At 46.4% G+C, this 22,211-nt stretch carries 18 protein-coding genes and 1 other annotated feature; of the genes, 13 read left to right on the plus strand and 5 right to left on the minus strand.

Features of this window, described 5'->3' with window-relative positions:
* The first annotated feature begins 1 nt into the window (after window position 1).
* Window positions 2-289, plus strand: coding sequence for a septation regulator SpoVG (gene spoVG / locus I2H87_RS06815; RefSeq protein WP_195609578.1), 288 nt, complete (start codon window positions 2-4; stop codon window positions 287-289).
* 50 nt (window positions 290-339) lie between these two features.
* Here the strand turns inward: spoVG and I2H87_RS06820 are convergent, their stop codons facing one another.
* Window positions 340-1,323 carry a helix-turn-helix domain-containing protein gene (locus I2H87_RS06820; RefSeq protein ID WP_009266675.1) on the minus strand — a complete coding sequence of 328 codons (984 nt, stop codon included), beginning with the start codon at window positions 1,321-1,323 and terminating at the stop codon, window positions 340-342.
* Between the two features lie 224 nt (window positions 1,324-1,547).
* Between I2H87_RS06820 and baiCD the strand changes: the two genes are divergently transcribed.
* Window positions 1,548-5,021, plus strand: a complete 3,474-nt coding sequence (gene baiCD, locus I2H87_RS06825) for a bile acid Fe-S flavoenzyme BaiCD (RefSeq protein WP_195609579.1) — start codon at window positions 1,548-1,550, stop codon at window positions 5,019-5,021.
* 110 nt (window positions 5,022-5,131) lie between these two features.
* On the opposite strand, the gene I2H87_RS06830 is transcribed toward baiCD, so the two are convergent.
* Window positions 5,132-5,821: a leucine-rich repeat domain-containing protein gene (locus tag I2H87_RS06830; protein ID WP_165853400.1), complete on the minus strand. Its 690-nt coding sequence runs from the start codon at window positions 5,819-5,821 to the stop codon at window positions 5,132-5,134.
* A gap of 279 nt (window positions 5,822-6,100) precedes the next feature.
* On the opposite strand from I2H87_RS06830, the gene I2H87_RS06835 reads away from it, so the two are divergent.
* Window positions 6,101-6,952: a HipA domain-containing protein gene (locus I2H87_RS06835; protein ID WP_195609580.1), complete on the plus strand. Its 852-nt coding sequence runs from the start codon at window positions 6,101-6,103 to the stop codon at window positions 6,950-6,952.
* A 27-nt stretch (window positions 6,953-6,979) separates the two neighbouring features.
* Complete coding sequence (locus I2H87_RS06840) at window positions 6,980-7,900, plus strand: recombinase family protein (protein WP_117549728.1); 921 nt, start codon at window positions 6,980-6,982, stop codon at window positions 7,898-7,900.
* A gap of 101 nt (window positions 7,901-8,001) precedes the next feature.
* On the opposite strand, the gene I2H87_RS06845 is transcribed toward I2H87_RS06840, so the two are convergent.
* On the minus strand, window positions 8,002-8,694 hold the full coding sequence (locus I2H87_RS06845) for an RluA family pseudouridine synthase (RefSeq protein WP_195609581.1): 693 nt from the start codon (window positions 8,692-8,694) through the stop codon (window positions 8,002-8,004).
* A 116-nt stretch (window positions 8,695-8,810) separates the two neighbouring features.
* Between I2H87_RS06845 and I2H87_RS06850 the strand changes: the two genes are divergently transcribed.
* Together I2H87_RS06850 and I2H87_RS06855 are read left to right on the plus strand one after the other, a co-directional pair.
* The gene (locus tag I2H87_RS06850) at window positions 8,811-10,190 is read left to right on the plus strand and encodes a 5-bromo-4-chloroindolyl phosphate hydrolysis family protein (RefSeq protein WP_195609582.1); all 1,380 of its coding nucleotides are present in this window, start codon (window positions 8,811-8,813) and stop codon (window positions 10,188-10,190) included.
* Window positions 10,191-10,220: 30 nt separating this feature from the next.
* Window positions 10,221-11,354, plus strand: a complete 1,134-nt coding sequence (locus I2H87_RS06855) for a toxic anion resistance protein (protein WP_009266668.1) — start codon at window positions 10,221-10,223, stop codon at window positions 11,352-11,354.
* Between the two features lie 131 nt (window positions 11,355-11,485).
* Here the strand turns inward: I2H87_RS06855 and I2H87_RS06860 are convergent, their stop codons facing one another.
* Window positions 11,486-12,328, minus strand: coding sequence for a YitT family protein (locus tag I2H87_RS06860; protein ID WP_009266667.1), 843 nt, complete (start codon window positions 12,326-12,328; stop codon window positions 11,486-11,488).
* 236 nt (window positions 12,329-12,564) lie between these two features.
* Window positions 12,565-12,770 (plus strand) — a binding site (T-box leader).
* Between the two features lie 53 nt (window positions 12,771-12,823).
* Between I2H87_RS06860 and proS the strand changes: the two genes are divergently transcribed.
* From proS to rpiB, 6 genes are all read left to right on the plus strand, one after another.
* On the plus strand, window positions 12,824-14,266 hold the full coding sequence (proS, locus tag I2H87_RS06865) for a proline--tRNA ligase (RefSeq protein WP_044954649.1): 1,443 nt from the start codon (window positions 12,824-12,826) through the stop codon (window positions 14,264-14,266).
* A gap of 237 nt (window positions 14,267-14,503) precedes the next feature.
* Window positions 14,504-14,923 (plus strand): 30S ribosomal protein S12, encoded by a 420-nt coding sequence (gene rpsL, locus I2H87_RS06870; protein ID WP_009266665.1) that lies wholly within the window; start codon window positions 14,504-14,506, stop codon window positions 14,921-14,923.
* A gap of 209 nt (window positions 14,924-15,132) precedes the next feature.
* Window positions 15,133-15,603, plus strand: a complete 471-nt coding sequence (gene rpsG / locus I2H87_RS06875) for a 30S ribosomal protein S7 (RefSeq protein ID WP_054703370.1) — start codon at window positions 15,133-15,135, stop codon at window positions 15,601-15,603.
* A 9-nt stretch (window positions 15,604-15,612) separates the two neighbouring features.
* Window positions 15,613-17,730 (plus strand): elongation factor G, encoded by a 2,118-nt coding sequence (gene fusA / locus I2H87_RS06880; protein ID WP_009266663.1) that lies wholly within the window; start codon window positions 15,613-15,615, stop codon window positions 17,728-17,730.
* Window positions 17,731-17,857: 127 nt separating this feature from the next.
* A complete protein-coding gene (gene tuf, locus I2H87_RS06885) occupies window positions 17,858-19,045 on the plus strand; it encodes an elongation factor Tu (protein WP_009266662.1) in 1,188 nt (395 codons plus the stop codon).
* Between the two features lie 176 nt (window positions 19,046-19,221).
* Window positions 19,222-19,668, plus strand: coding sequence for a ribose 5-phosphate isomerase B (gene rpiB / locus I2H87_RS06890; protein WP_009266661.1), 447 nt, complete (start codon window positions 19,222-19,224; stop codon window positions 19,666-19,668).
* Window positions 19,669-19,740: 72 nt separating this feature from the next.
* On the opposite strand, the gene I2H87_RS06895 is transcribed toward rpiB, so the two are convergent.
* The gene (locus I2H87_RS06895; protein ID WP_054703359.1) at window positions 19,741-20,535 is read right to left on the minus strand and encodes an HAD family hydrolase; all 795 of its coding nucleotides are present in this window, start codon (window positions 20,533-20,535) and stop codon (window positions 19,741-19,743) included.
* A gap of 245 nt (window positions 20,536-20,780) precedes the next feature.
* On the opposite strand from I2H87_RS06895, the gene glmM reads away from it, so the two are divergent.
* The gene (gene glmM / locus I2H87_RS06900) at window positions 20,781-22,127 is read left to right on the plus strand and encodes a phosphoglucosamine mutase (protein ID WP_054703360.1); all 1,347 of its coding nucleotides are present in this window, start codon (window positions 20,781-20,783) and stop codon (window positions 22,125-22,127) included.
* Window positions 22,128-22,211 lie beyond the last annotated feature (84 nt).

Consider the following 22,211-nt stretch of genomic DNA (forward strand, 5'->3'; position numbering starts at 1 on the left):
TATGAAGATCACAGATGTGCGTGTTAGAAGAGTTGCAAAAGAGGGAAAATTAAAAGCAGTTGTTTCCATTACAATTGATGATGAATTTGTAGTTCATGACATTAAGGTGATTGAGGGCGAGAAAGGGCTGTTCATCGCTATGCCGAGCAAAAAGGCTCTGGACGGAGAATATCGCGATATAGCACATCCGATCAATTCAAGCACCAGAGAGAAAATTCAGGGAACGATCCTGGAACGTTACAAAGAAGTTCTGGAAGAGGAACCGGAGATGGCAGCGGAAGAGATTTGAACGGATCATAAAAGAATTGTGCCCGGGAGTGTGAAAAACTCCCGGGATTTTTAGTTTACGATACCGGTTCCGAACAGGGCGGCGATTTCTCCGTGATGAAGCGCACAAAGATCCATATAGCCGCCGAGCTGCTCGGAAAGCCGTGAGAAGATGTCAGCGCCGTCGTCTGAGAGCAGCCAGTCGTAAATCTGATCGCAGCAAAGATGGATGTTGCGGTAATAGTCGGAGAAACGTGGGCTGAGTTCTGTCATCAGGGAGTTAAAATCCGAGTCATAAAGCCGGGTCAGCGGCAGCGTGTGGGTGTGATAGTCCTGCTTCCAGGTCATGGCAAATGCATCGCTTTCGGAACAGTCGGCGATCCATTGGCAGGCTTTTCGCACATAGGCGGGCATCGTTTCCTGCGTGAGCATAGCGATTTCTTCGATGTGCCGGGTGCGAAGCTGCAGCTCATGGTCTAATTGTTCGGCTGTCAGAGAGTAGAGATAGTCTTTCATCGTCAGAAGTGTTCCGGACGGAACTTTTGCGGTCTCTTTTTGCAGTTTATCCCAGAGATACTTCTGGTATTCGCTCATCGTGATGCCGTTTAAGAACGGTCCCCACAGATAAAGGCTGATCAGGTTGACGTCGCTGTCCAGATCCGGCGGAAGCGCCACCGTGCTGTCAGGAAAATCCGTGCAAAATACGGCGTCAGAGAACGCTTCGCTGGAGACGAACACCGGAAGCTTGTCGTAAAGCCTCTGGAGGCTTCCGATCTTGCGGGTCAGCAGCTCCTGCTCTTTTTGAAGCTTTTCCATCTGTTTTTTGATGTAGATATAAGCGGAAGTCGGATGCTTTAAGATCGCATGAATGTCCTTGATCGAAAAGTCGGCGCGGCGAAGCTGCTGGAGCATTTTCAGACGTTCCACATCATCCTCCGAAAAAATGTAATATCCGTTGGATGGATCGGTCTTTGGCGTCAGAAAATGTTCTTCTATATAGAAATGAATGGTTCGCTTGTTCAGTCCTGTTTTCTGTATAATTTCTTTTAATCTCATAGCACGCTCCGATCTATAAAATGAAAGCGTTCCGTTACGGAACTGTTTTGTGATAGATTTTCTTTATTATAGCATAAAACATGTTCGGTTTTTGTTAAAAATGCATAAAAATGTCGGGGGAATATCGTTGGAAGTATGAATAGACAGTACACTTTGGGAACGTGATATATTAACAATAGCAGACGAAGCGTGAAATTATTTTTATCAAAACGGGAGGTAATGTGATGTATCAGAAATTATTTACGCCAATCAAAATCCGCAGTATGGAATTGAAAAACCGTATTGTACTTCCGGCAATGGGAACGAAGTTTTCCGGAAAGACCAGTTATGTGACCGATCAGTTGATCGATTATCATGTTGCCAGAGTCAAAGGCGGAACAGGACTCAGTATCGTGGAAGTGTGCAGTGTACATTCGCCGAGCGCACCGCGCGGATTCCTCTCTATTTCAGAGGATTGTTATATACCGGGGATGAAACGGCTGACGGATGCGATCCATGAGAACGGCGGTAAAGCAGGACTGCAGCTCTGGCAGGGCAGCATCTGTGTCGGCATGGATCCGACCGCGCAGATCCTCGTTGCAAGCGATATGCCGATGAGACCGGGACTGACGCTGCCGGGAATCACAAAAGAGCAGATCGCCGAAGTGGTGGAATGTTATGGAAAAGCGGCAGCCCGTGCAAAAGAAGCGGGATTTGACTGCGTGGAACTGCATATGGCGCACAATTATCTGCCGCATTCGTTCTTATCCGGCGGAATCAATCATCGAACCGACGAGTACGGCGGAAGCCTGGAAAATCGCAGCAGATTCCCGCTGGAGGTCATCCGTGCGGTCCGCGCGAATATTCCGGAAGATATGCCGGTATTTATGAGGATCGATGCGCATGACGATTATCTGGAAAATGGTCTGACGATCGAAGAAGTGATCGAATTCTGTAAGATGGCAAAAGAGGCGGGCGTTGATGTGCTTGACGTTTCCCGTGGAAATGTTATTTCCGCAGGAAATAAATTTGAAGTACCGCCGATCGATCTGCCGAGAGGATTTAATATCGATAATGCGGCACGGATCCGTAAAGAGACCGGAATGCTGACGATCGGCGTAGGACGTATCAACACCGCTGCATTTGCGGAAGAGATTCTGGAAGCGGATAAAGTGGATATGGTCGTGATGGGACGTGCACAGCTGGCAGATCCGGATTTTGTAACGAAATCAAAAGAGGGACGGCTTGACGAGATCAATTATTGTGTGGGATGTGATCAGGGATGTCTGGACGGATTTGCCAATACCGATTGTCCGCATATCACCTGTCTTCGCAATCCGGCAGTCGGAAGAGAGAAAGAATGCGAGATCCTGCCGGCCGAGAAACCGGAGACGGTACTGATCGCAGGCGGCGGAATCGCCGGACTGGAAGCGGCGATCGTATTGAAACAGAGAGGACATCTGCCGATTTTGTGCGAGGCGACCGATCGTCTCGGCGGACAGTTCCGGACCGCAGGAGAAGCGCCGCGTAAAGAAGAGATGAAACAGGCAGTGATCGCGATGGCGCATCAGGCAGAAAAACTGGGTGTGGAAATTCGCCTGAATACACCGGTGACGCCGGAGCTGATCAAGGAAATCCACCCGCATACGGTGATCAATGCGATCGGTGCGGTCCCGATCATTCCGAATATTCCGGGAGCAGATCTTCCGTTCGTATTGAATTCTCACGATGTTCTGGACGGAACACAGACCGCATCCGGCAACGTGGTCGTGATCGGCGGCGGTATGGTCGGTATGGAAGTGGCAGAATATCTGGCAGAAAAAGGCTGTAAAGTGACAGATCTGGAAATGCTCAAAGAGTTCTGCGCAGATATGGGAAGCGCGAGAAAAACTTGCGTGACAGAGAGTGTTTATGCGATGGGAATCACACCGGTGACGGAAGTGACGGTGACAGAGATCAAAGACGGTATGGTCATCGGTACAAAGGACGGCGAGACTGTGACGTATCCGTGTGATTACGCGGTGATGGCAGTCGGTTCCAGATCCAGAGACGGAAGCGCATTGGAAGCAGCCAGCCTGGAAATCGGATGCGGATATTTTACCGTCGGAGACGCGGGACTTGCAAGACGCGCGCTGGATGCGGTAAGAGAAGCGTTTGACGTGGCGATCACATTTGATAAACCGGAAGTACATAAAGACGCAGTGAAGCCGAAAAAGATCGTGTTCGTAACCGGAGCGACCGGAAAGATGGGACAGGAGACGATGAAACAGCTTCTGGCTCGGAGTAGCCGGTTTAAAGTAAGGATCCTTGCACGTGCTTCTGCGAAGAACAAAGCTCTTTTGAAGAAATATATGTGTCCGGCACTGGAAATCGTATGGGGCGATATGGCAGATTACGATACCATTTTGAAATGCGTGACAGGAGCTTCCTATGTGCTGCACATCGGCGCGATGGTATCTCCGATGGCAGATGACTATCCGGAAGATACATTGAAGACAAACATCGGATCTACGTTAAATATCATCAAGGCGATCAAAGCACAGCCGGATCCGGATGCCGTACATTTCGCGTATGTCGCAACGGTGGCAATGACCGGACAACGTCTGGAGCCGATCCAGTTCGGACGTGTGGGAGATCCGATCAATCCGTCGATCTTTGATTACTACGGATTATCGAAAGTATTTTCCGAGTGGTCTGTATTTGACAGCGGACTGAAACACTGGGTATCCATCCGTCAGACCGGACAGCATCCGAGCGCGAAAGAAGCCGGAGATCTGCCGATCGTGACACATCAGCCGCCGAACAACGTGCTGGAGTGGAGTACCGCGATCGAATCCGGAATCTGTATGGCAAACCTGTGTGAAGACTGGGTACCGGAAAGCTTCTGGAGAAAGGCATACAACCTGTCCAGCGGTAAAGATTACCGACTGACCACATGGGAACTGATGGATATCAACTTAGGCGCATTCGGCATGGGATTAAAAGACGTGCAGGATTCCCGAATGATGGCGAAATACAATTTCCACGGTCATTATTATACCGATTCCGATCTGCTCGACGATATTTTACATTTCCGGTGCATCCCGGCAGACCAGTATTGGGCCGGCGTGCGTGAAGAAATGCGGCGCATGGCGGCAAATCCGCTGATCCGTGCAGGATTCCCGACCGCGGAGCAGATGTTTGCACATAATAAAGAAGTGGGCAGCAAACGGATGGGAACTTACTGGATGTTTGAAAATAACGAGGAGAACTGGATCAAAGCGTTCTTCGGATCCAGAGAGCAGCAGAAAGAAATCAAGGCGTTTGACGATGGATATGATCTGCATCATCCGAGCGAGGAAGAGACGTATCTTGATCATGGATATGACGAATCAAAAGGTCTGGAAAATCTGACGTTGGATGATCTGAAAAAAGCTGCCGAGTTCCGTGGCGGCGAGTGTCTGGCAGAGGAAGTTCCGGATATTTATACACCGATCAAATGGAAATGCGCGGACGGTCATGAGTTTATGATGTCAGTCAACGCAGTGCTTCACGGCGGACACTGGTGTCCGGAATGTCTGAAAGATTCCTGGAAACCGGGACAGATCGCGAAGAAGAGCAAATTCTTCAATCAGGTATGGGAGTCGATCCACGATCCGGGAGACGATTATGAGATCCCGATGGAATACAGCGCATATCGGATCCGGGAAGAATTGATGGAGAAACTGGGATTGAAGTAGAAAAGAGAAAAATAAGAAATAACAGAAAATAAGAAGAAATAAGAATAAGGAGGACCGGGGCGGTCATCGTTGGGATGAATGGCTTTGGTCCTCCTTATTCTGCTTCGCATTCAAATTTCATTTCCCATCTTCTCACGACCGAGAAGCTCCAGTTTCTTATCGTAAGCTTCCTGATTGTATTCATTGTAAACAGCGACGCCTTGATTTTTCAATTCATTCAAAACAATCTCCTGTCCCGGATCCTGCGGGGAGAGGACGAGCATTTTCAAAGATGGAAGAGATTTCAGCACTTCCGGATTTTTCGCGGGAACCATATCCAGAATCAGAATTTCCAGATTATCCAGTTCCGTCAAAGGGGTGAGATCGGTAAATGGATTTGCCCTTAGATCGAGAACATGAAGATTCTTCATACCATTTATGCCGTCAATATTTTGGATTTTATTATATCGGATCTCCAAAGTCTCAATCTGATCACATTCTGAAAGAAAGTCTACATTTTCAAAATAGTCAAAATAAGTAAGATCCAATTCTTTTAGTTTCGGCAGATCCGGAAGTGTCTCTGAGAGCATCTGTACGTTTTTCGGATGTAATTGTTTTAGATCCTCTTTCTCTTCGTCCGTCATCGCTTCTGTATCGTATGTCAGGCTCAAACGGGTCAGATTCGGGAATTGTTTTAAATCTTCAAGCGTTATAAATCTTCCGTCGGGATCGGTCGTATAGATGCTTGTGATCTGTTCGGCTTCCTTTTTCAGAACTTTTCCTCGTTTGGAGTCTACAAGATAAAGTGTTTGAACTGCCATGTTTTTATCCTGAAATTTGACGCATTTACTTTCATACCAGAAATAAAATGTTAACATTCCGGATAGAAAAACTACAAAAACAGAAAGAAAAATAACGGTACTTTTCTTGAACTTCATGCGGTAACCTCCTAGGGAATATTGTTTTTATATTGTAGCATGAAGCGAAATGGAAGAGTAGAGTATTTTTGAAAAAGCAGAGAATCTCAAAATTAAAATATATTCTATTGACATAAAAGGGATAGGGTGATACAGTGACAGAAAAGGAGGCGCGTGAGGAAAATGGATTATTCACGATATCCGTCAAGCGGAAGATATTATTCAGGGACAGAGCGGAAAAAAGGAATCCTGATCAACGGGGAAGCTTACATTGTGAAGTATGCCAAAAACTCTCCGATGGGAATGACGTACAGCCATGTTTCGGAATACTTAGGGTCTCATATCTTTGCACTTGCAGGGGTGGAAGTACAGCAGACGTTGTTGGGAACATGTGACGGATGCAATGTTGTTGTAATGAAAGACTTTATCGGTGAAGATGAGATTTTTGTACCGTTCAATGATGTGGGAGAGAGTACACTGGAGCAGGATCGAAGACTTTATCAATATTCATATGACGATATTATGCGGATGTTATCGGATAATGTGAAACTGACCGATGTAGCGTTGACGGCAGAGTATTTTTGGGAAATGTATATTGTGGATGCATGGATCGGGAATTTTGATCGCCATGGGGCAAATTGGGGATTTTTGAAAAAGAATGGAAAATATTGCATGGCGCCGGTCTATGATAATGGATCTTCCTTGTTTCCAAAGCTGAATACGGATGAAAAAATACAGGCTGTTTTAGATTCCAAAGAGGAAATCGAAAGACGGATCTTTCAGTTCCCGACTTCACAGATTCTTCTGGATGGAAAAAAGAGTTCCTATTATGAAGTGATACACAGTTTAAGTTATGAGGAATGCAATCGGGAGCTGATGCGTGTTTATGAACGGATTTCCTTTGCGGATGTGGAGCGTTTTATACAAAAAACAGACGGTATTTCAGCACTGCGGAAGACGTTTTATTTAACGATGCTTCGGGTAAGATACGAGAAAATGCTGGAGGAACCATATCGGATGCTGACCGGAAAATAGCAAGATACGAGGAATGGAGTGAGACGTGTGAGGAGAAACAGAACGATGTCGGGAAGAGACGGCGGGACATATACGACGCCGATTCTTGAAAAGCCATCTTATCGTAACAGCGGTATTATCAAGGCTGTGACTGCATCGGGAGAAAAGATCCAGGTGGCAAGAATCGATTATGAAAGTTTTGAAAATGAAGAATTTCAATATATCATTTCTCCGTTCTGGGATATTATCGATGTACTGTCGCCAAAAGTATTTCAGGGGATTCCGGGAATTGATATGGAGCTGCGGTTGGAACATTATTATAGGGTAAACTACGTCCCGGTATTTATAACGGAACGGACGCCGGGGGAGAGCAGAGAAGATTTATGGGAGCTGCTTGAGAGTGTGGGACTCGATTATTACGATCGTCTTGAATGGCTGATACGGACGAACCTCCGGGCAGCGATTGACAATCTGATCGTTGAGAGAGCACGGGATGAAAGAAAAAAAACGTCGGTTTCAGAAAGAGAAGTTTTCAGAAAGGTTCTGGAAGACAGTCAATATGGGGATATTATTGAAGTGCCGGATCTGCGTGTTGTGGGACGAAATTCAAAGGAATGTACGAAACAGCTGAACCGGCTGATGCACTACGGTGTGCATTTGATCTCCCGAAAAGAATCTGTGGATCTGGAAGTGAAAGATTATCAGGCGCTGCTTCCTGTTTTTTACAGGATGTATCAGATGGATGAAGAAAACCGGAAAAATGAACAAAAAAAGGGAATCGAGAGAGCAAAAAAAGAGGGGGTTTATGCAGGTCGCAAGCGAAAGGAAGTGGATGAGGAGCTGTTGATCGATCTGATCGGAAAGTTTCAAAACGGAAAGTTGGAATTGGAAGAGGTGTTGGAAATTACCGGTTTATCCAGATCAACATTTTATAGGAGAATGAAAGCATTTCGCGAAAAAGAATTTTAGGCGGGGAGAAATGACACGGAATCCCGCAAGATCACACAGGGGAATTGTTCCCGCTGTGTGAAGATAAGATTTTTAAAGTAATAAAAGTGAATCTGCAAACTTCAAAACGGAAGCCGCTCGTCCGAAAGTTTGAATTCCATCTTTCTGCCGCTCGTCGGATGAATAAATGTCAGACGCCAGGCGAAAAGCTGAAGCTGACGGGGCATCGGCAGTGAGGATGCTGACGAGGACGAAGAGGAATGGATTCCGGAGTTCCCGTATTTCCGGTCGCCGAGGATCGGACATCCTGCGTGAGCCGTCTGGACACGGATCTGGTGATGCCGCCCGGTATCGAGGGTGATCTCAACAAGTGATGTTTTTTCACGGTGCTGAACCACCTTATAATGAAGACGAGCTTCTTTTGCCCCCGGTGTGTCTTTTGTACAGACACTGGAGGTGTTGGAACGCCCATCTTTTACCAGATGATCGATCAGATCCCCCTCGTCGCTCGGTAAGGAACCGCAAAGCCATGCCAGATAATGTTTGCCGAATCCGTCGGATTGGAGCTGACGGTTCAGGGAAGCGGCGGTTTTTTGGTTTTTGGCAAATACAAGGAGCCCCTCCACAGGCTGATCGAGACGATGGATCACGGCAAGGTAAGGCTGGTGGGGATTTCCAACAGAGGATGTGTGCAGATGATTTTTTAAAATACTGACCAGATCCGGTGTGCCGATTCGGCTGCTTTGTGTAGGGATCCCGGCAGGTTTGATACATACGATCAGATCGTTGTCTTCATATAAAATATCCGGTTTCATAAATAAGGTCTCCTGTCTTGACTTTTTACTGTAATCTGTCTAAACTGATTATCATATAAAAGGTTTGAATGGTCAAGTTTTATTGGAAAATACAGGACAGACAGCAGGAGGAAAAGATGGCGAATCAGGATTGGGAACGATTCGGTGAAGAGATTTTAAGAAATGTGCAGGAAGCGATCGATTCACGGGATTACAGTATGCTGAACCGGACGATTTCGGATAGTGTAAACGGAGCGGTAGATTATTTTTCACATACTGTGAAAAACGCCGGAGATGCAATGAACCGGAATATGCGTTCGCGGCAGCAGGAGAATCAATATAACACAGGCGGAGGCTATCGGTATCAGGGGAATCCGTCGGATCGATTCACAGGGCGATCGGCAAATCGCGACGGTAAATATGCGACCGGTCAACATATGAATCAGTCGGCAGACAGATATGCAAACAGAAATTCGGATACGAATGGAGCGTTTCAAAAATATACGGCGAACAGAACTGTGGGCGAGAAACAGACACCGGTGCCGACAGAATATTACCGTTCTGTAACCGGAAATCGGGCAGCCGGAATCTTGCTTTCCGTAGTTGGCTGTCTGGCAGCAGGCGTGTTCTTGGTGACGGGGCTTGCGATGGGGATTTCCGGATTATTTATGGAAGAAACGGGATTTCTGATTTTGGGAGCAGTTCTGTTTTGCGGGATTCCGGCAGCTGCGTTCGGAGTTCTGACGGGGCTTGGAACGAAAATGCTCGGAAGAGTGAAGCGGTTCCGCTCTTATATCCGTACACTTGCAGGAAGAGAGTTTTGCAATCTGGAAGAACTGGAAAGAGAAGTGAAGAAATCCAGACGCTTTGTTGTAAAAGATCTGGAATATCTGATAGAAAAAGGATGGTTTAGACAAGGGCATCTGGATGAACAGCGTACTTGTCTGATGATCAGTAATCAATCATATCATCAGTATACAGATTTGATGAAGCGGACAAAGGAACAGGAAGAACAGAGGAAACGCGAAGAGGCGGAAGCGCAGAGGAAGCGGGAAACATCCGGCAGCCGGAATCCGCAGCTGACGCCTGAAGTTCGGGAAGTGATCCGAAGCGGTGAAGCGTATATTCAGAAGATCCATGCATGTAATGAAGCAATCCCGGGAGAAGAGATCTCCGCAAAGATCTCACGGATGGAAATGTTGGTGGATAAGATATTTGACCGGGTGGAACAGGAACCGGAGTCGGTAGAAGATCTGCACCGGCTGATGACCTATTATCTTCCGACAACGGTGAAGCTTTTGGAGGCATATGAAGATCTGGATGCACAGCCGATCCAGGGCGCGAATATTCTCTCATCCAAGCAGGAAATTGAAAAGACACTGGACACTTTGAATACGGCGTTTGAAAAACTGTTGGACAGTCTGTTTGAAGAGAAAGCATGGGATGTTTCGTCGGATATTTCCGTATTGAATACAATGCTTGCACAGGAAGGTCTGACAGAAGATGATTTTAAATAAGAAGCAAAACCGGGAAAGGAAGAAGATACGATGACGAACGAATTTGAAAATATGCCGACGGCACCTACATTGACACTGGATCCGTTTCAGGAAGAGAAACAAGCGGCGGTGCCGGCAGAAAAGCAGGATCCTGTGATGGACGATGCGATTCTTACGCCGGAAGAAAAGCAGACGGTGATGCAGTTTGCACAGCAGATCGATCTGACCAACTCGCAGATGATCCTGCAGTACGGCGCGGGAACTCAGAAGAAGATGGCGGACTTTTCCGAGAACGCACTGGAAAATGTACGGACAAAAGATATGGGGGAGATCGGGGAACTTCTGACGGGCGTTGTAAAAGAACTCAAAGATTTTGATGAAGAAGAGGAAAAAGGATTCCTTGGATTTTTCAAACGTTCCGGCAATAAAGTAAATGCGATGAAAGCAAAATATGCCAAAGCGGAGACGAACATCAATCAGATCGTGAAAGTGTTGGATTCACATCAGGTTCAGCTTTTAAAGGATGTGGCGCTTCTCGATAAGATGTATGAACTGAATCTGACTTATTTTAAAGAACTGACGATGTATATTCTTGCAGGAAAGCAGAAGCTCAATGAGGTGCGTACAACAAAGCTGGCAGAGATGATCCGGCGCGCGCAGACAACGGGAGCGGCGGAGGACGCACAGGCGGCAAGAGATCTGGAATCTATGTGCAGCCGGTTTGAGAAGAAGATCCATGATCTGGAACTGACCCGGCAGATCTCGATTCAGACAGCGCCGCAGATCCGGCTTGTACAGAGTAACGATACAACGATGGTTGAGAAGATCCAGTCTACGATCGTCAACACGATCCCGCTTTGGAAAAGTCAGATGGTTCTTGCGCTCGGTGTGGAACATTCCGCACAGGCAGCGCAGGCGCAGCGGGAAGTGACGGATATGACGAATGAATTGTTGAAAAAGAACGCAGAGAAATTAAAAATGGCAACATTGGAGACGGCGAGAGAATCTGAGCGCGGCATTGTAGATATGGAGACTCTGAAAGCGACCAATGAATCGCTGATCTCTACGCTGGATGAAGTGCTGAAGATCCAGCAGGAGGGACGCCAGAAACGAAAAGAAGCTGAGATCGAGATGCAGAAGATGGAGAACGATCTGAAACAGAAGCTTCTTCAGGTGCAGGGATAAAGTATTGATTGACGGCAAAATGCCGGGAATTTTAAGACAGGGAAAAAGGCGAGCACAACGAAAGTATTCCGTGATGTTCGCCTTTTTCTTCATGCTGGAAGTGCAACGTGGTTTCAAGCAATCGGGGCATCCTACACACTGTGAAATCCTTTTCCGATGATCTCGCTTGTGTTGGAGATCAAGATAAATGCTTCCGGTTCGTTTTCTTTGATGAAGTTGCGGAGTTTTACAGCCTGAGGACGATTCAATGCGGTAAAGACGATGTACTTGTCTTTTCCGGAAAATGCGCCTTGCGCCTGACAGACAGTGGCGCTCCGGTGCAGTTCGTGGGTCAGAAAGTCACAGATCGGTTCCGGGTGGTCACAGACAACGTTGAAATACTTGGAAAGGTTGAAACTTTCGATGAACGTGTCGATCATAAAAGAACGGATCGCAAGTCCGAGGAATGAATACAGTCCGGTTTCGATATCGAAGACGAAACATCCGGCGATCGTGATCAAAATATCGGTGACGAGAAGCGCTTTTCCAATGTCAAAGCTGGAATATTTTTTCAGGATCATTGCGATGATATCGGTGCCGCCGCTGGAAGAGCCGATATTGAATAAAATTGCGGATCCGAGTGCCGGAAGTGCGATCGCAAAGCAAAGTTCGAGCATCGGCTGATCGGTAAGCGGATGCGACATTGGGAAAATACGTTCCAGTGCGGAGAGCGCGACTGATAAAAGGATGCTGCAGTAAGCTGTTTTCGCGGCGAATTTACTTCCGAGGATGATAAAGCCCAAGATCAGAAGCAGCATATTGGTGATAAATGTGAAATCTCCGGCGGACATGACTCCGGTCTTGGCGATCAGTACCGCAAGCCCCGTGATCCCGCCGAATGTAAAGTTATTTGCAAATTTGAAAAAATAGACGCCTACTGCCATGATCAATGTGCTGGCAGTTAATAATAAGAAATGTTTTAGTTTGTTTTTCATAATCCATACCCCCATTTCATCAGAAGTATAACACTTTTGAAGTGATGTGAACAGACTTCATTTTATTACATTTTCATGTGTTTTCAACTACATTTCTTCGATAATTTTCACTAAATTTTGCGGACTTAGATCATCTTGACATTTGTATGGAAATCGGGTAGAATTGCAAGAGCAAAGTGTACGGGATGATTTGCGGAATGCAGTTTGTTTTCCGATAATTTTGCATCGTATAAAGAACAGAAGCGCAGAACAGAATTAGTATATGTAGGAACCGGCGCAGAGAAGAGACGGCAGGTGGGAGTCTCATGCGGGAAATATATAGAACCGGTCTGGGAGCTTCCGGGTGAAAGCACGGCGTAGAACCGGCGTTAACGGTGAAAAGAGGATCGTATCATGAGATATGGTCAATTAGGGTGGTACCGCCGGATTTTCGGTCCCTTGTCAGGGGCAGAAGAACCGGCGTTTTTCATTATTAAGAAGAGAAAGGAAAAGATCATGGCAAAAGAAAAGAAATTAGTAGAATCTATCACAGCCAGAGATGTGGACTTTGCGCAGTGGTACACAGATGTAGTAAGAGAAGCAAAGCTTTGTGATTATTCCGGAGTAAAGGGATGTCTGAATTATCTTCCGAACGGATATGCGATCTGGGAAAATATTCAGAAAAATCTGGATGCGCGTTTTAAAGAGACCGGTGTAGAAAATGTTTATCTTCCGGTTCTGATCCCGGAAGCGCTGCTTCAGAAAGAGAAAGATCATATTGAGGGATTTGCGCCGGAAGTTGCATGGGTGACACATGGCGGAACCGAGCAGCTTCAGGAGAGATTCTGCATCCGTCCGACATCAGAGACGTTGTTCTGCGATGTGTGGAGCAAAACTGTACAGTCTTACCGTGATCTTCCGAAAGTATGGAATCAGTGGTGTTCCGTATTGAGATGGGAGAAGACGACCCGTCCGTTCCTGCGCTCGAGAGAATTTTTGTGGCAGGAGGGACATACGATCCACGCGACTTATGAGGAGGCGGAAGAACGTACACTGCAGATGCGTGACGTATACAAAGATTTTGTAGAACAGGATCTGGCGATCCCGCTTGTGACCGGAAAGAAAACACCGAGTGAAAAATTTGCGGGAGCACAGGACACTTACACGATCGAAGCGCTGATGCACGACGGAAAGGCGCTGCAGTCCGGTACAAGCCATTTCTTCGGAAACGGATTTGCAGATGCATACGGAATCAGCTATTCTGATAAAGAAAACAAACTGCACAGCGTCTACGAGACTTCCTGGGGACTGTCCACGAGAATTATCGGTGCCATCATTATGGTGCATGGAGACGACAGCGGTCTTGTACTTCCTCCGCATATCGCTCCGGTACAGGTTCGCGTGATCCCGGTTGCGCAGCATAAAGAGGGAGTTCTGGAAAAAGCGAATGAACTTCTCACAGCATTGAAAGAGGCTGGATACCGTGCGGCGATCGACGATTCAGAGAAGAGTCCGGGATGGAAATTCAGTGAGCAGGAAATGCTCGGAATCCCGGCGCGTATCGAGATCGGACCGAAAGATATTGAAAACGGACAGGTTGTTGTTGTGCGCCGTGACACAAGAGAGAAGATCGTTGTGCCGATGGACGAAGTGACCACGAAACTTTCCGAGATCCTTGAGACGATCCAGAAAGACCTGTATACAAAAGCAAAAGCATTTTTGGATTCTCATATTCATGTGGCGACTAATATGGAAGAGATGAAAGAGACGGCAGAAAAAGAGACCGGATTTATCAAAGCAATGTGGTGCGGAGACGATGCCTGCGAAGAGATGATCAAAGAACAGACAGGCGGTGTGACATCCAGATGCATCCCGGAGGAACAGGAACATCTGTCAGACGTATGTGTCTGCTGCGGAAAACCGGCGAAACATATGGTATACTGGGGAAAAGCATATTAAGAAATCCTAAGAGGAACGTTCCGGAAAAAGGAGCGTTCCTTTTCTCTATCATTTTTTAAATTTCGGAAAAAGCCCTTGACTTTCCAGAAAAAACGTACTAAACTAAACAAGCGTGCATGAAAATGCATTGTATTTTTGTGCGCCAAACCATAGATAATGAAGATTATCTGCAACCCTCTCCGCTCGGAAAATACTTTGAAAAAGCGGGGATATCGAATTCATAGGAGGTGAAAAAGAATGCCAACATTTAACCAGTTAGTTAGAAAAGGACGTCAGACTTCTGAGAAGAAATCTACAGCACCGGCACTTCAGAAAGGATACAACTCTCTGAAAAAACGTGCGACAAACGTATCTGCACCGCAGAAAAGAGGTGTATGTACAGCTGTTAAGACTGCTACACCTAAAAAACCTAACTCAGCTCTGAGAAAGATCGCCAGAGTTCGTCTGTCTAACGGAATCGAAGTAACAAGCTACATTCCGGGAGAAGGACACAACCTGCAGGAGCATAGCGTTGTTATGATCCGTGGAGGAAGAGTTAAGGACCTGCCGGGTACAAGATACCACATCATCCGTGGTACTCTGGATACAGCAGGAGTTGCTAAGAGAAGACAGGCTCGTTCCAAATACGGCGCTAAGAGACCGAAAGACGCGAAGTAATTCGGCAGAACTATTTTCTAAGCAAACAGTAACTAATATGTTAAATCGTATCACAAACAGAACTATGAACGATCGTAGGTTGCGGGTAAGTTTAAGTACTTGACGCGGCCACGAGCACATGAAGTGCATTTGCATAGAGGACACATGTGAGTACCGATGAATTAATCCGCCGGAGGATTCCGGAAAATATGATTAAGGAGGGAAGGACCGTGCCACGTAAAGGACATACTCAGAAGAGAGATGTATTAGCGGATCCAATATACAACAATAAAGTTGTTACCAAACTTATCAACAACATCATGCTTGATGGTAAGAAAGGTATCGCACAGAAGATTGTATACGGAGCATTTGAAAGAGTTGAAGCAAAGGCTGAGAAGCCGGCTATCGAGGTGTTCGAGGAAGCAATGAACAACATCATGCCTGTACTGGAAGTAAAGGCAAGACGTATCGGTGGAGCAACTTACCAGGTGCCGATCGAAGTAAGAGCTGACAGAAGACAGGCTCTGGCACTTCGTTGGCTGACCATGTTTTCACGCAAGAGAGGCGAGAAGACAATGGAAGAAAGACTGGCAAATGAGATCCTGGACGCTGCAAACAACACAGGAGCATCTGTGAAAAGAAAAGAAGACATGCACAAAATGGCAGAGGCTAATAAGGCATTTGCTCATTATAGATTCTAGGAGGCAACCATGGCTGGAAGAGAATATCCATTAGAGAGAACCAGAAACATTGGAATTATGGCCCATATCGATGCCGGTAAGACAACAACGACAGAGCGTATTCTGTACTATACCGGTGTAAACCATAAGATCGGTGATACTCATGAAGGAACTGCTACCATGGACTGGATGGCGCAGGAACAGGAAAGAGGTATCACAATTACTTCCGCTGCTACAACATGTCACTGGACACTTCAGGAGAACTGCAAGCCGAAAGCAGGCGCGCTGGAGCATCGTATCAACATCATTGATACACCGGGACACGTTGACTTTACAGTAGAAGTAGAGCGTTCACTCCGTGTACTCGACGGTGCAGTAGGTGTATTCTGTGCCAAAGGTGGAGTTGAGCCTCAGTCAGAGAACGTATGGCGTCAGGCTGACACATACAACGTACCGAGAATGGCATTCATCAACAAGATGGATATCATGGGTGCGGATTTCTACAACGCAGTAGAACAGATCAAAACAAGATTAGGTAAAAACGCAATCTGTCTTCAGCTTCCAATCGGAAAAGAAGACGAATTCAAAGGAATCATCGACCTGTTTGAAATGAAAGCTTACATCTACAATGATGACAAAGGTGATGACATTTCGATCGAAGAGATTCCGGAGAGCATGAAAGATGATGCAGAGCTGTATCGTACAGAGCTGGTAGAGAAGATCTGCGAGCTGGACGACGATCTGATGATGCAGTATCTGGAGGGAGAAGAGCCGTCTACAGAAGAACTGAAGGCAACTCTGAGAAAAGCAACTTGTGAATGTACAGCAGTTCCGGTATGCTGCGGAACAGCTTACAAGAACAAAGGTGTCCAGAAACTTCTGGATGCGATTCTTGAATTTATGCCGTCTCCGCTTGACGTACCGGCTATCCAGGGCGTTGACATGGACGGAAACGAGATCGTGAGACATTCTTCTGATGAAGAGCCGTTCTCTGCTCTTGCATTCAAGATCATGACAGACCCATTCGTAGGTAAGCTCGCTTACTTCCGTGTATATTCAGGAACAATGAACTCCGGTTCATATGTGCTGAACGCTACAAAAGGAAAGAAAGAGCGTGTAGGACGTATTCTTCAGATGCACGCAAACAAGAGACAGGAACTGGACAAAGTATATGCCGGAGATATCGCAGCAGCGATCGGATTTAAATTCACTACAACAGGTGATACGATCTGTGACGAGCAGCATCCGGTAATCCTTGAGTCCATGGAATTCCCGGAGCCGGTTATCGAGCTCGCGATCGAGCCGAAGACAAAAGCTTCTCAGGGAAAACTTGGAGAATCTCTTGCAAAACTCGCAGAAGAAGACCCGACTTTCCGTGCACATACCAACAAAGAGACCGGTCAGACGATCATCGCTGGTATGGGAGAGCTTCATTTGGAGATCATCGTAGACAGACTTCTGCGTGAGTTCAAGGTAGAGGCAAATGTAGGTGCACCTCAGGTTGCATACAAAGAGTCCATTACAAAACCGGTTGATATTGACAGCAAATATGCAAAACAGTCCGGTGGACGTGGACAGTACGGACATTGTAAAGTTAAATTCGAGCCAATGGATGTCAATGGCGAGGAGACTTACAAGTTCGAGTCTACTGTTGTCGGAGGAGCGATTCCGAAAGAATACATTCCGGCAGTAGGCGAAGGTATCGAGGAAGCTATGAAATCTGGTATTCTGGGAGGATTCCCGGTAGTCGGCGTACATGCGAATGTATACGATGGTTCTTACCATGAAGTCGATTCCAGTGAGATGGCATTCCACATTGCTGGTTCCCTTGCATTCAAGGATGCTATGAAACAGGGATCTCCGGTTCTGCTTGAGCCTATCATGAAAGTGGAAGTAACAATGCCGGAAGAGTATATGGGAGATATCATCGGTGATATCAACTCCCGTCGTGGACGTATCGAGGGTATGGATGACCTCGGCGGCGGAAAGATCGTTCGCGCGTATGTTCCGTTGTCCGAAATGTTCGGATATTCCACAGATCTTCGTTCCAGAACACAGGGACGTGGTAACTACTCTATGTTCTTCGAGAGCTACGAGCAGGTACCGAAGTCTGTTCAGGAAAAGGTATTGGCGAATAAAGGCGAATAAAAACGACTAAATCTTATAAAAAGGCTTGAAAAACGGCTGACTTTGAAATATAATCAAAGTTAGCCGAGTAAAAGCGAACCAAATAAAAAGCCTGAAAAGGTGATTATAATCAAGGAGGACATTCAAAATGGCTAAAGCTAAATTTGAAAGAAGCAAACCACATTGTAATATTGGTACAATCGGTCACGTTGACCACGGTAAAACAACTCTGACAGCAGCTATCACAAAAGTTCTGTCTGAGAGAGTTGAAGGAAACGCAGCAGTTGATTTCGAGAACATCGACAAAGCTCCGGAAGAGAGAGAGCGTGGAATCACAATCTCTACTGCACACGTTGAGTATGAGACAGCTAAGAGACACTACGCACATGTTGACTGCCCGGGACATGCTGACTACGTTAAGAACATGATCACCGGTGCTGCTCAGATGGATGGAGCTATCCTTGTAGTAGCTGCAACTGACGGTGTTATGGCTCAGACAAAAGAGCATATCCTTCTGTCCCGTCAGGTTAACGTTCCGTATATCGTTGTATTCCTGAACAAATGTGATATGGTTGATGACGAAGAGCTCATCGAACTTGTAGAGATGGAAGTAAACGAAGTTCTGGAAGAGTATGAATTCACAGACTGCCCGATCGTTAAGGGATCTGCTCTGAAAGCTCTTGAAGATCCGCACGGAGAGTGGGGAGACAAGATCATGGAACTCATGGACACAGTTGATGAGTACATTCCGGATCCAGAGCGTGATACAGACAAACCGTTCCTGATGCCGGTAGAGGACGTATTCTCTATCACAGGACGTGGTACAGTTGCAACTGGTAGAGTAGAGCGTGGAACACTTCACGTATCTGACGAAGTTGAGATCATCGGTATCCACGAGGATGTTAAGAAAACTGTTGTAACAGGTATCGAGATGTTCCGTAAGCTTCTTGATGAGGCTCAGGCTGGAGATAACATCGGAGCTCTGCTTCGTGGTATCCAGAGAACTGAAATCGAAAGAGGACAGGTTCTGATCAAACCAGGTACAGTTACATGCCACAAGAAATTCACATGCCAGGTTTACGTTCTGACAAAAGATGAAGGTGGACGTCATACTCCGTTCTTCAACAACTACCGTCCGCAGTTCTACTTCAGAACAACAGACGTAACAGGTGTTTGCGATCTTCCGGAAGGAATCGAGATGTGCATGCCTGGAGATAACGTAGAGATGACTGTTGAACTGATTCACCCAGTAGCTATGGAAGAGGGACTTCGTTTCGCTATCCGTGAAGGTGGACGTACAGTTGGATCTGGTACAGTAGCTAAGATCATTGAGTAATCAAGGATCGTAGAGACAATATCTAAGCATATAAGACCTCGGAACTTTACAGTTCCGGGGTTTTTTTGTATAATACAATTCGAAAGCGTAAAAATAAATATGTAAAAGACAACATCCGTGTACAAAAGGCATATCATGTTTTGTACATTGACGTTGCGATACGAGGAGAAACAGAAATGAGAATCGGAATCGGAAATGACCATTCAGCATTGGAATTAAAAGCGGAGATCATCGAGCTGCTGGAAGCACGCGGACATGAAGTTGTAGATTACGGAACAAATTCAGCAGAGAGCTGTGACTATCCGATCTACGGAGAAAAAGTGGGACGTGCTGTTGTGAGCGGGGAAGTGGACAAAGGAATCCTGATCTGCGGAACCGGGCTCGGAATCTCTCTTGCGGCGAACAAAGTGAAAGGAGTCCGCGCAGCCGTGTGCAGCGACCCATTTACAGCAAAAATGTCAAGAGCACATAATGACTGTAATATTCTGGCATTTGGCGCACGTGTTGTCGGTGCAGAGCTGGCGAAGATGATCGTGGAGACATGGCTCGATACTGAGTTTGAGGGCGGACGCCACCAGCGCAGAGTAGATCTGATCATGGACATCGAAAAGAAAGAAGACTAAAAAAGAGGATAAAGAACCCACACCGTTTTCCGCAATCAGAATCAAATGAGGAAAAACGGTGTGGGTTTTGAATTACGGAAGCGTTGCCAGCAGATCTTCCAGTACATCGTCAACCGAGTCGGTAACATAGGTAGAATAATAGGAAATTCCAGGGGCGGCATTGGACATTGCGTAGCTTGTGCCGACGAACTGCAGCATTTCTACATCGTTGTACTGATCGCCGAATGCCATACATTCTTCCGGTTTGATGTCAAGCCGGTTGATCAGCTTTTCGAGCGCCGCGCCCTTGTTGGTTCCCGGTGCGATAAAATCGATCCAGATATTGCCGGATGTTACCACCTTGATTTCCGATGAAAACATATCCTGCAGATGCTTCTGGTATTTATCAACAATATGCGGACCGTCGTTCATATTACAGATCGCAATCTTCAGGATCGGACCGTCTACTTCACGGATGTCGTCGACGATCTGCGTCGTATTGTGCATGACGTTGACGATATGATTGACAAAGGCTTCGTCGTTGTTTTCGATAAAGCAGGAATCTTCCCGGGATACGACGACTTCAAAGTTGCCCTCCCGTTTGATCTCCTCAAGGATTCGTCGGCAGAGATCCGGATCGATCGTAGAGCGCGAGATCACCTCGCCCTGATGGATACAGACAGAGCCGTTTTCGGCAATATAAGAAATGTCATCGTGAAGCGCAGCAAAAACTCTTCGTTCATTATCATATTGGCGCCCACTGGCTGCTACAAAATGGATCCCCTTTTCCGTTAATCTGCGGATCAGATCTTCCGAACGTGGTGAGAGGGACTGAGCTCCCCCCTGAAGCAATGTGCCGTCTAAGTCACTTGCGACTAATTTTATCATAAAAAAATACCTCCGAAATCAGTAAAAAATTTATACAGAACCGCGAAAAAATAAGAGCTTTCATTGCTATCTTAACGTAAATTGAGACATTTGTATAGTAGGACTTTTCTAAACGTTCAGTTTAGCCTTTTCAAAAAAATGTTGTATCTGTTCATAAAAAAGAATATAATGGGAATGATTCGTAAATCAATGACAGCGCCGGCGACAGAAAAAAGAACCGGCAGATTGTGAGGCAAGAGGAAATTATGGGAAAATATTTTGGAACAGATGGCTTCCGCGGTGAGGCGAATGTAGTCCTGACTGTGGAGCATGCATTTAAGGTAGGAAGATATCTGGGATGGTACTTCAATCAGGAAGATCATAAGGCGAGAGTTGTGATCGGAAAAGATACGAGACGCAGCAGCTATATGTTTGAATATGCATTGGCGGCAGGTCTGACGGCATCCGGAGCGGACGCGTATCTTCTCCATGTAACAACAACACCGAGTGTGTCTTATGTTGTTCGCACCGAAGATTTTGATTGCGGAATCATGATCTCCGCAAGCCACAATCCATATTATGATAATGGGATCAAAGTGATCAATCGAAAAGGACACAAGATGGAAGCGGAAGTGGAAGCAAAGATCGAAGCTTATATCGACGGCGAGATCGAAGAACTTCCGCTGGCGACAAGGGAGAATATGGGATGCACGATCGACTATGCGGCAGGAAGAAACCGCTATATCGGACATTTGATCTCTCTGGCGACCCGCTCGTTTAAAAATATGCGCGTCGGTCTGGACTGCGCGAACGGAAGTTCCTTTAATATTGCAAAGAGTGTATTTGACGCATTGGGAGCGAAAACGTATGTGATCAGCAATGAGCCGGACGGATTAAATATCAATACCGACTGCGGTTCTACCCATATCCATAAGCTGCAGGAATTTGTAAAAGAGAAAAATCTGGACGTTGGATTTGCATTTGACGGGGATGCGGACCGCTGTATCGCAGTTGACGACAAAGGAAACGTTGTGGACGGCGACTTGATCCTCTATGTATGCGGAAAATATCTGATGGAGCAGGGACGTCTTGCAGGCAATACGATCGTGACAACGATCATGTCCAATCTCGGACTTTACAAAGCGTGCGACAAGATCAGCATGAAATATGAGCAGACAGCGGTAGGCGACAAGTATGTCTACGAAAATATGCTGCAGAATGGATTTGTTCTCGGAGGAGAACAGTCCGGTCATATTATTTTCAGCAAATATGCAAGAACCGGAGACGGGATACTGACCTCTTTGATGATCATGGAAGTGATTCTTGAGAAGAAGCAGTCTCTGTCCAAATTATGTGAAGAAGTCAAGATATATCCGCAGCTTCTGAAAAATGTCCGCGTAAAAGACAAGAAAACGGCGCGAGAGAATCCGGCAGTGCAGAAAGCAGTGGAAGAAGCGGCGAAAGCGTTGGGCGAGGACGGAAGAATCCTTGTGCGTGAGAGCGGAACCGAACCGGTGATCCGCGTGATGGTGGAGGCTGCAACCGATGAAATCTGTGCAGAGCATGTGGATCGTGTGATCGCAGTGATCGAAGAGCAGGGACTGACCGCGTAAAAATCAAAAATCATTAAGACAATAGATTGGCAGGTGCAAAAGAGTTTCTACTCTGCACCTGCCTTTTTGACATTCTCCACATAA

This window comes from Mediterraneibacter glycyrrhizinilyticus, from assembly GCF_015560805.1.
Taxonomy (GTDB): Bacteria; Bacillota; Clostridia; order Lachnospirales; family Lachnospiraceae; genus Schaedlerella; species Schaedlerella glycyrrhizinilytica_A.